The organism is Streptomyces sp. NPDC006711, from assembly GCF_042869775.1.
GTDB lineage: Bacteria > Actinomycetota > Actinomycetes > Streptomycetales > Streptomycetaceae > Streptomyces.
The window spans coordinates 191,382-203,382 of the sequence record NZ_JBIAGO010000008.1; the positions used below are offsets into that span (position 1 = coordinate 191,382).

Annotated in this window: 9 protein-coding genes; 6 read left to right on the plus strand and 3 right to left on the minus strand. The window is 70.6% G+C overall.

From position 1 onward, the window contains the following. Positions 1-40: 40 nt before the first annotated feature. From ACFYM2_RS18820 to ACFYM2_RS18835, 4 genes are all read left to right on the plus strand, one after another. Complete coding sequence (locus tag ACFYM2_RS18820; RefSeq protein WP_388458591.1) at positions 41-919, plus strand: hypothetical protein; 879 nt, start codon at positions 41-43, stop codon at positions 917-919. 15 nt (positions 920-934) lie between these two features. Then, a complete protein-coding gene (locus ACFYM2_RS18825; RefSeq protein ID WP_388458589.1) occupies positions 935-1,195 on the plus strand; it encodes a hypothetical protein in 261 nt (86 codons plus the stop codon). A 96-nt stretch (positions 1,196-1,291) separates the two neighbouring features. Further along, on the plus strand, positions 1,292-1,738 hold the full coding sequence (locus ACFYM2_RS18830) for a hypothetical protein (RefSeq protein WP_388458587.1): 447 nt from the start codon (positions 1,292-1,294) through the stop codon (positions 1,736-1,738). A 175-nt stretch (positions 1,739-1,913) separates the two neighbouring features. Beyond that, a complete protein-coding gene (locus tag ACFYM2_RS18835) occupies positions 1,914-2,174 on the plus strand; it encodes a WXG100 family type VII secretion target (protein ID WP_350232034.1) in 261 nt (86 codons plus the stop codon). Between the two features lie 138 nt (positions 2,175-2,312). On the opposite strand, the gene ACFYM2_RS18840 is transcribed toward ACFYM2_RS18835, so the two are convergent. Beyond that, positions 2,313-6,779: an FtsK/SpoIIIE domain-containing protein gene (locus tag ACFYM2_RS18840; protein ID WP_388837353.1), complete on the minus strand. Its 4,467-nt coding sequence runs from the start codon at positions 6,777-6,779 to the stop codon at positions 2,313-2,315. Positions 6,780-7,141: 362 nt separating this feature from the next. Here ACFYM2_RS18840 and ACFYM2_RS18845 point away from each other — a divergent pair, with 362 nt between their 5' ends. After that, entirely contained in the window at positions 7,142-8,200 is a 1,059-nt protein-coding gene (locus tag ACFYM2_RS18845) for an alpha/beta hydrolase (protein WP_388837356.1), read from the plus strand. Positions 8,201-8,245: 45 nt separating this feature from the next. On the opposite strand, the gene ACFYM2_RS18850 is transcribed toward ACFYM2_RS18845, so the two are convergent. Further along, entirely contained in the window at positions 8,246-9,112 is an 867-nt protein-coding gene (locus ACFYM2_RS18850; RefSeq protein WP_358998356.1) for a menaquinone biosynthesis protein, read from the minus strand. A gap of 315 nt (positions 9,113-9,427) precedes the next feature. Between ACFYM2_RS18850 and ACFYM2_RS18855 the strand changes: the two genes are divergently transcribed. Continuing rightward, the gene (locus ACFYM2_RS18855) at positions 9,428-9,631 is read left to right on the plus strand and encodes a cold-shock protein (RefSeq protein WP_003967102.1); all 204 of its coding nucleotides are present in this window, start codon (positions 9,428-9,430) and stop codon (positions 9,629-9,631) included. 594 nt (positions 9,632-10,225) lie between these two features. Here the strand turns inward: ACFYM2_RS18855 and ACFYM2_RS18860 are convergent. Then, on the minus strand, positions 10,226-11,944 hold the full coding sequence (locus ACFYM2_RS18860; RefSeq protein ID WP_358998353.1) for an AMP-binding protein: 1,719 nt from the start codon (positions 11,942-11,944) through the stop codon (positions 10,226-10,228). Positions 11,945-12,001 lie beyond the last annotated feature (57 nt).

Genomic DNA, 12,001 nt, shown 5'->3' on the forward strand with positions numbered 1-12,001 from the left:
GCCACTTGACGGCGGCGTGCAGAAATAGAGGATGAATACCATGGCGCAGCAAGAACTTGACATGGAGCTGGACAAGTTCCGCTCCTTCATCGGCGAAGCCCTCGCCGAAGGGGGAACACAGCACCTCATCAACTTCACCGATGAGGAGCTGGCCGTACTCGACCCCGATTCCCTGGTCGAGGTCGTGGCCCCGACTCCCCATTTGGACGCGATGTCGGACACGGAGCGTGAGTGGGTGCTCGCGACCGCGCTCCGCTCCCTCGTCGCACGCGACCTGGTGGAGGTCGAGAACATCGAGGAGCTGGACGCGGTACTGAGCGCCTCCTCGAAAGACGGCGCCGAACCCGGGGCCGAGCAGGCCGAAGGCCCCGGCTCCGCGTCGGGCGCGACGTTGAAGATGAAGACCTCCCCGGAGGTGGACCTCGCGCTGGTTCTCCGGCGCACGGCCGGCCACATCGTCGTGGCGGAGCAGCAGACCGTACGCGGCAGCATCCACGCTCTCGTCTACGTACATGCCCGCGACCTCCTGCTCGTCGAGCGCATCACGGGCGGCGGCATGCACATCTTCACGCTGGCCAGCTCGGCGTCCGACGCGGCCGAGATGCTTCACTCCCTTACGGATCCGTTCGGGGTGGCCGACGAGGACGGTCCGGTTCGCCGGCTCGACCCGCAGGCTCTCGACGGCGCGGGCGTGGGCGAAGCTCTGAACAACGCCATCGAAAACGCTCTCGTGGTGACCCAGCTCGTCGTGCTCTCGGACCCGCCGGGTTCCCTGCTGACCACCTACGCCACGGAGAACGCGGTCTGGACCGTCCTCGTCGACAAGCCTCATGACCCCAAGGGCATTACGGCCCGATCCGTCGGCACTCGTTCATTGAACCGCAGCATCAGGGACCTGATCCTCGCCAAGGGCGAGTAGCACGGGGGGAAAGACATGAGCCGAGAAGAAGACTGCCTGGCCGACGTCCGTCGCATCAAGCGCTATGCCGACGAGATCGAACGGACCCTGGACAGCGTCGAAGCCCTTAAAGGTGAGAAGACTTGGCAAGGGCCGGCCGGAAACAATTTCCGGGGCGATTGGAAGGGCCACAACCAGGCCATCCGTGACGCTCTCGCCGCAGCCAGGGCCGAAGCCGACAGGGTGTACAAGCAGGTCCAGGAAGAAGAGGGAAAGAAGAAGGCTGCGGCCAAATAGCGGGCCGGAAAGGCGCAGCGGCGGGGGCGGGCGTCACACACGTCGGGCATTGCGCTTCGGCGTGACGTGAGTTCCCCTCCTGGGTAGGGTCCTTGTATGCCTGACTCGATCCCTCCCGTGTACGAGACCTATCTCCCGCGTACCCCCATCCAACTCCTTGGTGGTGTCGGCTGGAAGCGCCTGGTCGCCTTCCGGGTCGACGAACGAGGCGTGACCTTGGGAGGCGCGCCGCTGCGCTACAAAGCCCACACCGTCCTTGTCCCGTGGGCGGACATTACGGAATTGTCCTTGTGGCAACTGCGTTCGGCGGGAGCCACGTTGGACCATGTGGGCATGCGCAGGCGCCCGGGCCTGCCCACGCTGCCCGGTCCCAACGAGGGGCGACTGACGCCGGAGAAAGCAGCCAAACTGGCGCCGCACGTCGACTACGAAGTCGTCATGTCGAGCCGCGCCATCACCTTCTGGAAGCTCGACCCGGCCCGTCTTCAGGCGGCCGTCGACGCATTTGCACCCAATGTCCCTGTCATCGTCTATCAGGCGTAAAACACCGCGCCCATGCGGCAAGACGCCAACTGCCCCACGCAGCAAGCCGGTTCGCACCGTCGCGGTTTGCCACGCCGACGGCCCTTTACAGGTGGTGCGGGCGGTGCGATAGCGTCGCTTGGTATCAGATAGGTTTTCTGATTACTCAGCAAGAAGTGACACGGGGAGGAACCCTATGGAACGCGGTGCAAGTCTCAAGGAACTCAGGGACCTTGCGAAGCTGTTCGGGCGCAGCGCGCACGACCTTCAGACGATCATCACCAACCTGAACTCGTCGACGTCCGGCAGCACCGGCTACTGGAAGGGCCCCAAGGCCGACCAGTTCCGCAAGGACTGGGAAGACGCCCGTGCGACGTTCTCCAAGTGGGTCGACACGCTGAACGACGCTCAGAAGTCCGCGTCCACCAACGCCGACAACATCGAGCGCGCGACCTGATCCGCACCCTCGCGGTCGGATCAAAGGGCATCGAAGGGGCGTCCACCACGGGTGGGCGCCCCTTCGGCCTGCCCTGCCGGGGCGTGAAGCGGGCGTCGGCCGCACCCGCGGACCGCAGCGCCGCCCCAGGGCCCACGCTCAGCCCCGCAACACCCCCTGCACCGGCCGGAACGCCCCGCCCGAGACAAGGAGTCCGCCGCCCGGCCTGCCGCCGCCGGTGTTCGCGGGCAGGCGGATGCTGAACAGCTCGCCCTCCTGGGAGTTCTGGGGGTTGAGGAGCAGGCCGTTGCGGGTCTTGCGGGCGGCGGTGACGAAGCCCCGGTACTGGGAGGCCAGGCTGTCCGTCGTGCCCGCCGCGATCAGGCCGAGGCCCCCGTCGACGCCCTTGCGCAGGATCGCCTCAAGCGCCTCGTCGAGCCTGGTGTCGTAGAGCAGTTCGGCGTCGTCCGCGAGGATCACGTAGGGGCGGCCCTCCGCCTTCTCCACCAGCTCCTCCAGATCGTCCTCCCTGGCCTCCCCGTCGAGGATTCCCAGGACCCCTTCGCGTCCCTCCAGGTCGCGCAGCGGGGAGCGCCGGGGGGTGACAAGGACCAGCGGCGTGCCCTGGGCGAGCAGCGAATCGGCCGCGCACATCAGGGCCGTGGAGCGGCCCGACTTCGGCGGCCCGCCGATGACGAAGCCGGGGCCCGACTCCTCCAAGTCGATCCCGACGGGCGCCAGTTCGTCCCCGCCGACGGCGAGCAGCGCCCACAGCTTGGACGGCGCCGCGAAGTCGGGATCGAGCGCCATCGCCTCACCGGCCGTGATACGGGCGGGAAGCGCGTCCACGCGCATCGGGCGGAACCGGGCCGGCGTACGGCCGTGGTCCTTGCGCGCCCGCTCGGCGATCTCGCGGAGCGTCCGCACCTGGGCCTGGCCGCTCGGGTCCTCGTCGAGGAGAGCGATCTGCGTCTCCTCCGTGCCGGTGTCGGTGATGCGCAGAGCGCGGCCCGGGGGCATGTTCTTGGGTACTTCGCGCGGTTGCAGGCCCGCCATCGAATAGTCGTTGGGGTCGGCGAACCGCAGGATCAGACGGTCCTGGAAGGCCGAGGCGACCATGCCGCTCAGACCGCTGCGGTCGGACGTCATGACGACCTTCAGGCCGACCGCGGAGCCTTCACGGAAGATGCGCTGGGCCTGCTCGATGAGCTGGCCGTAGTTGTAGTTCTCGAACGTGGAGAAGTAGCCCTCCCAGCTGTCGAGCAGCAGCACCATCCAGGGCAGCTTGTCCTCGGGCGCGGCCGACGCGCGCTGTTCGGCCGCGCTGGACGCGCCCTGCGTCGCGAGCAGTTGCTGGCGCCGGCTGATCTCGCCGAGCAGCCGGTCGAGGAGCCGGCGCACGCGGTCGGGTTCGTCACGGTTGACCACCGCTCCGACGTGCGGCAGACGCACCAGCGGCAGCAGGGCGTTGGAGCCGCAGTCGATGGCGTAGACGTGTACGTCACGCGGCGAGGCGGTCCTGGCGAGCGAACCGGCCAGGGTGCGCAGGGCCGTCGAGCGGCCCGACCGGGCGCCGCCGGCCAGCATCGTGTGTTCGCCCGCGACGAGGTCGAGCGCGAAGGGCTTGCGGGCCTGCTGGGCCGGCAGGTCGGTGAGGGCGAACCCGATGGGCGGAACGTCGCCGTGGGCGGGGGCGGGGCCCGCCGCGGCGGTGAGCGCTTCGAGCGTGACGTGCTCGGGCAGCGGGGGCAACCAGGGACTGCGGGGCGGCGGGAAGCCCATGGCGTCGGAGCCGCCCCTGATCGCGTCGACGAGTACGGCCAGGTCGGTGACCATCGTGCCGTCGTCCTCCGACTCCGCCGATCTCGGCAACGGGCGGCTGAACGCGGTCCACGGCAACGGCGAGAGCACCGCCTTGGGCCCGCTCTTTCCCGTGGCCGGACGGCGGCCACCGATGCGGGCGGACTGGACGCCGACCAGGGACTGCGCGCCGGAGCGTACGTAGGCGCGGCCCGGGGTGGACTTGGCGATGGCGCCCGCGTCCGCGGCGTCGATGACGTCCATGGACTCACTGCCGTCCGTCACGCGCAGCGCGATGCGCAGGTTGGTGTTGGCCCGGATGTCGGCGCTGACGACACCGGCCGGACGCTGGGTCGCCAGCACCAGATGCACGCCGAGTGAACGGCCTCGGCGGGCGATGTCGACGAGGCCCGCGATGAAGTCGGGAAGTTCGGCGACCAGCGAGGCGAACTCGTCGATGACCAGGACGAGCCGCGGCATCGGCTCCAGTTCGGGGCGGAATTTACGGGTGTCGTTGTAGTCCTCGATGTCCTTGGTGCCGGTGTTGAAGAGGATCGTCTCGCGGCGGTGCAGTTCGGCCGCGAGCGAGGCCAGGGCCCGCTCGGTGAGGTGGGCGTCGAGGTCGCTGACCATGCCGACGGTGTGCGGAAGCCGGGCGCAGTCCATGAAGGCGCTGCCGCCCTTGTAGTCGATGAGGACGAAGTTGAGGGCGTCGGGCCGGTTGGCGACGGCCAGCGAGGCGATGATCGTCTGGAGGAGTTCGGACTTGCCGGCGCCGGTCGTACCCGCCACCAGCGCGTGCGGGCCGTCCCTGCGGATGTCCAGGGTGAAGACGCCGTCGGCCGCGATTCCGATGGGAGCCGCCGTGGTCGAGCCCCCGGCCCGCCAGATCCGTTCGATGTCGGCGCCGCTCGGGTCGGGCATGTCGAGCAGGCTGAGCAGCCGGGCCGCGGTGGGCAGAGCTCCGCCCGCGTCGTCCCGGCTGACGTCGCGGACCGGGGCGAGGGAGCGGGCGAGCAGATCGCACCAGTCGGGGCCGACCTGATCGGCCAGCACCTCGCCGACCGACTCCAGGCCCGAGCCCCGCAGCTGCACATGGGTCGGCGAGTGCGGCGTCCAGCACACGACGGCCTTGCACTCCTCGGGGAGCAGCCGGTCGTCCTCGTCCAGGCAGAGCGCGAAGATCCCGTGCCGCGGCCCCTCCTGGAGGAGCTGCGGTACGCCGGGCATGCGGCGCAGCAGCCGTGCTCCGTCCAGGACGAGCAGGATGTGCGGCTCGTCCCCCGGGGCGCCGCTCATCATGGCCCCCGAACTCTCCTGGGCGGCCTTGCGCCGGGCCAGCTCGTTGAGGAGTTCGTTCACGCGCCGCGCGATGGCCTCGCTGTCGCAGCCGACCAGGGCGACACAGTCCTGACCCTGCTGCGGCGCGGCGTGCGGCAGCCAGTGCGCCCAGTTCCAGTCCGCTCCGGCCTGGGCGGAGGCCGCCAGGAAGACTATGGACAGCTCACGGGGGCTGTGCAGCACGGCGGCCTGAACCGCGAGCCAGTGCGCGGTGGCGAGCGCTCGCGGACGGTCGCCGGAGACACCGACGACGCCGAGCCCGGGGAACGACAGGGTGACCGGCAGGTGGGACAGGAGCGGCGGTTCGGGCTGCTCCTCTCCGTAGGCCGCGCCTTGTCCGTGGGTGAGTTCGATGTCGGCGTACAGCGTGCCCACCCCGACCCGCAGCCGCATGACGTCGACGTCGGTACGGCGGCGCTCCCACAGCCGGCGGCGGGGACCGGTGGCGAAGAGCAGCACCTGTGCCGGGTCGGGGTTGTCGGCCCTGCGGTTGCGCTGGTCCTCCTTGCCCAGACGGGCCAACTCGGCTTCGTACGCGGCGAGTTCCGCTTTGTACTGCTTGAGCGACTTCTTGTTCCGCTGCTTGCCGTCGCGATTGTCGCTGATCCACTGGCCCAGCATCATCACCGGGGACATCGCGCAGAACAGCAGCATGTAGACCTGTTTGGTCACGAAGTACATGACCAGACCGAAGATCATCGGGGTGAGCGCGGAGATCGTCTGGAAGCGGGTGCGCTCGGTCTTGGACGGCTCGACCGGCATGGAGAGCCGGGGACGGGGCCGCACCGGGGAGAGCCGAGGCGGCCGGTTGTAGGCGAGACCTCCCTCACCGGTCGCGGACAGGTGGGCGTCCGGTTCGCCGACCCGGTCCAGGACGAACAGCGAGTCCCCCGCTCGTACGACGCCGCCGAACGGCCAGTCCTGCGCGGCCTCGACCGGCTCGTCGTCCATGAGCAGCGTGGAGCCGTGCTGCGGGGTGAGGCTCGCTCCGCCCCGGACGTCGACGGTGATCTGTCCGGCGACGGGCGCCAGCACGGGGTCGGGGGCCGCCAGGGTGCAGGTCGTGGCCGACCCGAAGGTCGCGGTGCCCACCGCGAGCCGGGCGATCCGCCCCGCGCCGGGTCCGCCGGCGACGCGCAGTTCGTACCAGCCCACGGGCTCGCCCTTGCGCAGCAGCGGGCCTATGGAGTCGTCGACCGAGACCCGCATGCCGTCCCGGAGGATCCGGCCGGCCGGGGTGTCCGGATCACAGCGATGCCCGTCCGCCCACAGGACCGGCTCGGCGCTCCGGCCCCCGTACCGCTGGTCGAGAACGGTCCCCGGCAGCGCCACGACCACCTGCGACGGGCGTTCGGCCTGCCCCGGCCCCGAGCCCGACGCGGCCAGCGCCCGCGCCACGTCCCGGGCCACCGCGTCGTCGTCGGCGTTGACCATGACGTCGTACGGAGGTGCACCCTCCTGTACGACGGTCACCAGGACTCGCATGGTCGTCTTCCTCCCCCGTCGGCCCGCCCGGCCCATCGCCCTGCTCCGGCCCACCCGAGGCTAATGGCTGCCCCGGGCGCGGAAGGACCGAGGGTGCGGGGCCGGGGGCCGGGCGGCCCCGGCCGCCGGTGTCCCGTCCCCGGCACACCCCCCACCCCGTCACCCCCCACGTGCGCGGGATCACGTCCGGATGGGGTGGGTGGAGGGGGAGGGGGGCGAACCGAATGGCGAGTTCCGCACTCTTGACTGGTGTAGTTCATGCTGAATCGCCCATACCTTCGCGCGGGCCCGCCCGGACGCCCCGCCGCCTCCCCCTTCCCGTCGTCCGCTGTCCCCGATCCCAGATGCACGGAGCCCCCGAAATGAACCGTCGCCGTCCCGCCGCTCTGATAGGGGCCGCCGTCATCGGCTCGGTCGTGCTGGTCACCGGCTGCTCGGACGAGGGCAAGCCGGTCAGCTTCGACTCGGGGACGAGCGGCCCGTCGGCCCGGGCCACCGCCCAGGCGCCGGCGCACAGCGGGGAGAAGAACGGCGACGCCTCCGCCAAGGACGGCGCGGCCGCGCAGACGCAGCTGCCGACCGGCCCCGAGGCGGAGTTCACCACGCAGAGCACCCTGGGCGACGGCACCAAGATCGGCGTGACCACGCTCAAGGGCGCGAAGTCGGGGTTCACGGGCAAGGTGTGGGTGTGGGCGCCCAAGCAGTACTTCGACCCCCGGTACCAGAACAGCGGCTTCCCGGTGCTCATCGCGCTGCCGGGAGGAAACGGTTACCCCAAGAACTACTGGATGGGCACCGACCTCAAGCTCCAGAGCAGCATCAGCGCCTGGTCCAAGACCGGCAAGAGCCTGCCGTTCATCGTCGTCATGCCGGTCCTCAACCCGGACGCCAAGCACTACTACGACGGCAGCGACATCCCGGGACAGGCCAAGATGGGCACCTGGATGACCGAGGACGTGCCGGACCTGGTGCGGGCCAACTTCCGCACCTTCAAGTCGCGCGACGGCTGGGCCTTCATGGGCTCCTCGTCCGGCGGGTTCGTCGGCCTGAAGTCCGTGCTCAAACGGCCCGACCTCTTCAAGGCCGCGATCGCCTCGGGCCCGGACATCGTGCCCGACTCCCCGCTGTGGGCCGGCCACGACGCCGAGAAGCAGGCCAACAACCCGGAGAAGCTGGCGCAGGACCTGATCGACAAGAAGGGCCCCGAGGTCGCGCTCGCCTTCCAGGTCGGCACCAAGGAGACGACGGTCATACCCAAGGTGAAGCAGTTCATCGAGACGTACGGCAAGGGCCCGGTGAAGACCCGCCTCCAGATGATCCAGAACGGCACCCACAACGCCCACACCTACGTGGAGGGCATGGGCGAGGGCACCATGGAGTGGATCAGCAAGCAGATGCTGGCCCCGGTCCCGTCCTCCTGAACCGCCTCCCGTTACGACCGCCTCCGCTCATCACGGCCGCGTCCCTCACGGCGCGAGCAGTTCCACGCTCACGTCCGCCGGGAACCCGGTCGTCGGGCCGGTGCGGCGGGCGAACTCCCGTACGCCGTCGAGCTGTTGGGTCCCGAAGCGGAAGTCGAGCGTCGTGAAGTAGCGCTCCAGGAGCTCGGCGTCGAAGACCTCCCAGCGGGCCGCCTGCTCGGCCACCTTCGTGACCTCTTCGAGGGAGAGGTCACGCGAGGCGAGGAACGCCTCGTGCACCTGCTGGACGAGGCCGGGCTCGCGGGCCAGATAGTCCTTGCGGGCCGCCCACACGGCGAAGACGAACGGCAGTCCCGTCCACTCCTTCCACATCGCGCCCAGGTCGTGGACCTGGAGCCCCAGCCGGGGGGCGTCGTGCAGCGAGGCGCGCAGGGCCGCGTCTCCGATGAGTACGGCGGCGTCCGCCTCGCGCATCATCAGGCCGAGGTCGGGCGGGCACGTGTAGTACTCGGGGGCCACCTGGTAGCGCTCGGCGAGCAGGAGCTGCGCCAGGCGTACGGAGGTCCGCGAGGTGGACCCGAGCGCGACGCGGGCGCCGTCCAGCTCTTCGAGGGGACGCTGCGAGACGATCACGCAGGACATGACCGGCCCGTCGCAGCCGACCGCGATGTCGGGGAAGGCGACCAGGTCGTCGGCGTTGCGCAGGAACTCGACGAGGGTGATCGGGGCGATGTCGAGGTCGCCGTTGACCAGCTGCTCGCTGAGCTTTTCCGGGGTGTCCTTGGTCAGCTCCAGGTCGAGCAGGGTGCCCGTTCTGGCCAGGCCCCAGTACAGGGGCAGGCAGTTGAGGAACTGGATGTGGCCGACGCGGGGCCGGTCGCCGTGCTGCTGGGGGCTGGTTGAATTGTCCACATGCCGAGGCTAGACCCGTCCCACTTCGTGGACCGCGCCGGGCCTGGCGGGGCGCCGCCCGAAGACGGCGGGCGGGGTGGTTCGCGGGGGCGTGGGCGGGGTCCCGGGCCTGCTCAGGGGGCGGACAAACGTCCGAGCCGAGTGATCTTTCCCTCTACCGCCGGGCCCGAGCCGCGTGCTACGCTCAGCGCAAGTTGCAGTTTGGTTTCCCTTGCAGTACAGAGCCTGCGGAGCATGTAACCCGCAGGCTTTTGTAGTTTTCAGACTTGTTTGCAGGTTCTGGAGCAGGGCAACCCTTTGGCCCAAGGAGGGCTTATGGCTACCGGAACCGTGAAGTGGTTCAACGCTGAAAAGGGCTTCGGCTTCATCGCCCAGGACGGCGGCGGCCCGGATGTCTTCGTCCACTACTCCGCGATCAACGCGTCTGGTTTCCGCTCCCTGGAGGAGAACCAGGTCGTGAACTTCGACGTCACTCAGGGTCCGAAGGGCCCGCAGGCGGAGAATGTCACCCCGGCCTAACCTTCTCCGGGTTGGCGATCGCTGACTTAGCAGTACCCAAGGAGCCCCGTCCACTTGGACGGGGCTCCTGCCTTTTGCCTCACGGGCGCGCATGCCTTCGGGCGCGGCCCGGCTGCGGATGCCTTCGGGCGCGGCCCGGGGTGCGTTGTGCGCAGTTCCCCGCGCCCCTGGGGTGGGTCAGGTGTGCGTTCGTCCGCCCACCGTGCTGGGTTGCCCGCGCAGTTCCCCGCGCCCCTGTAGGGCACCCGGAGCCGCTGAGTTCCGCCACACACCAGTGCCGCCAGGGGCGCGGGGAACTGCGCGGGTGCCCCAGCACGATCCGCACCCGAAAACACACAGATACCCCCCCAGGGGCGCGGGGAACTGCGCGGGCAACCCAGCACGATCCGCACCCCAAAACGCACAGGTGCACCCTCAGGGGCGCGGGGAACTGCGCGGGCAACCCGGCACGGACCGCACCCGAAAACACACAGGCACACCCCCAGGGGCGCGGGGAACTGCGCGGGCAACCCGGCACGGTCCGCACCCAAAAACGCACCTGGTGCCCCCCAGGCGCGCGAGCAACCACGCGGGCGGGTTCGGGGGCGGCCCGGGTCAGGGGTACAGGGTGTTGATCTGGGCCCCGTACCGCTCCAGGATCACCGCCCTACGCACCTTCAACGTCGGTGTAAGCTCCCCCGCCTCCACCGAGAAGTCCCGCGCCAGCACCGCGAAGTCCCGAATCCGCGCGGGGCGCGAGACGCACGCGTTGGCCGCCGCCACCGCCTCTCCCACCAGCGCCCGCACCTCCTCCTCGCCACGGCCCGCCACCTCCTCCGCGGCCACCGTGATCAGGGCGACCGGGTAGGGGCGGCGGTCGCCCACCATCACCGCGTGCGAGACGAACCGGGACCGTTCGATGGCCAGCTCCACGTGCGAGGGCGTCAGGTTCTTGCCGGCGGACGTGATGATCAGGTCCTTCTTGCGGCCCGTGATCGTCAGGAAGCCGTCCGCGTCGACCGCGCCGAGGTCCCCCGTGCGCAGCCACCCCTCCGCGTCCAGCGCCTCCTCGGTGCCCCGGGCGTTCGCGTGGTATCCGGGGAAGATCATCGGCCCCCGGGCCAGCACCTCCCCGTCGGCCGCGATCCGCACCTCGCACCCCGGCACCGGCCGCCCCACCGAGCCGTACCGCACCGCGCCGGGGTGGTTGAGCGAGATCACCCCGGCCGACTCGGTCATCCCGTACCCCTCGAAGATTCCGACCCCCGAGGCCCGCAGGAAGTCGAGTACGGCCGGGTCGATCGGGGCGCCGCCGGTGAAAGCCCACCGGAGGCGGCCACCGAAGGCCGCTCTGACCAGGCTGAACAGCGAGGCGTCCGCGGCTTCGTACGCGGACTTCCGCTCCGCAGGAAGCTGTCCGTCCGCCGCGAGGACGCCGAGCGCGACCGCCGCGTCGAACCGCCCGGCGCCGCCCTCGCGCGCCTCGGCGAGCGAACGCGCCGCCGCGTACACCTTCTCGAACAGGCGCGGCACGGACGGCAGGTGGGTCGGCCGCACCTCGGCCAGCTCGCCCAGCACGTCCTCGATCCGGCCGCCGAAGTAACACAGCTCCCCGCCGTTCAGGAGCGTGGAGAACTGGATCAGCTGGGCGAACAGGTGGGCGAGGGGCAGATAGAGGTAGGTGCGGTCGCCCGGGCCGCCGTCGATGAGGTGCAGGGTCGCGTCCTGCACGGCGCCCAGGTTGCCGTGGGTGAGCCGGCAGCCCTTGGGCGGCCCGGTGGTACCGGAGGTGTAGACGAGTTCGGCGTCGTCCTCGGGCCGCACCGCGCGGGACCGGGCCAGCAGGTCGTCGACCGGTACGGCGGACCCGTCCGGCCCGCCGGGACCCGTCAGCGGCAGCACATGGGCGAGCGCGGGCAGCTCCGGGCGCAGCCGCGCCACGCGGTCCGCCGCATCGGGCCCCTCGCAGAAGACCGCCCTCGCTCCCGAGTCGGCCAGCACCCACGCCGCCTCCTCGTCGCCCGCCGTCGGATACACCGGCACCACCACCGCGCCGACCGCGAGAGCGGCGAAGTGCGTGTACGTCCACTCGGGCCGGGTCTCCGCGAGGATCGCCACCCGCTCACCCGGTCCGATGCCGAGCGCGAGCAGCCCGCGCGCGGTGCGGCGTACGGTCTCGCGCAGTTCGGCGTAGGTCACGACGGCCCACCCGCCGCCCGCGTCACGGAACCGCAGGGCCGGCTCGCCGGGATGGCGCTCGGCGGCCCACTCGGTGAACACGGCGAGCGTACGGGGGCGCGGGGACGGCTCCTGGTGCGGGCTGCGGAGGGTCATGACCCGACGGTAGGTACGGGTCCCGGCCGCGCGGGATGACGGGAAACGTCACCCCGG

Bases quoted from the DNA above. Each gene is read 5' to 3' on its own strand.
- ACFYM2_RS18820 (WP_388458591.1), top strand. From the start codon at position 41: ATGGCGCAGCAAGAACTTGACATGGAGCTGGACAAGTTCCGCTCCTTC.
- ACFYM2_RS18825 (WP_388458589.1), top strand. From the start codon at position 935: ATGAGCCGAGAAGAAGACTGCCTGGCCGACGTCCGTCGCATCAAGCGC.
- ACFYM2_RS18830 (WP_388458587.1), top strand. From the start codon at position 1,292: ATGCCTGACTCGATCCCTCCCGTGTACGAGACCTATCTCCCGCGTACC.
- ACFYM2_RS18835 (WP_350232034.1), top strand. From the start codon at position 1,914: ATGGAACGCGGTGCAAGTCTCAAGGAACTCAGGGACCTTGCGAAGCTG.
- ACFYM2_RS18840 (WP_388837353.1), bottom strand. From the start codon at position 6,779: ATGCGAGTCCTGGTGACCGTCGTACAGGAGGGTGCACCTCCGTACGAC.
- ACFYM2_RS18845 (WP_388837356.1), top strand. From the start codon at position 7,142: ATGAACCGTCGCCGTCCCGCCGCTCTGATAGGGGCCGCCGTCATCGGC.
- ACFYM2_RS18855 (WP_003967102.1), top strand. From the start codon at position 9,428: ATGGCTACCGGAACCGTGAAGTGGTTCAACGCTGAAAAGGGCTTCGGC.
- ACFYM2_RS18860 (WP_358998353.1), bottom strand. From the start codon at position 11,944: ATGACCCTCCGCAGCCCGCACCAGGAGCCGTCCCCGCGCCCCCGTACG.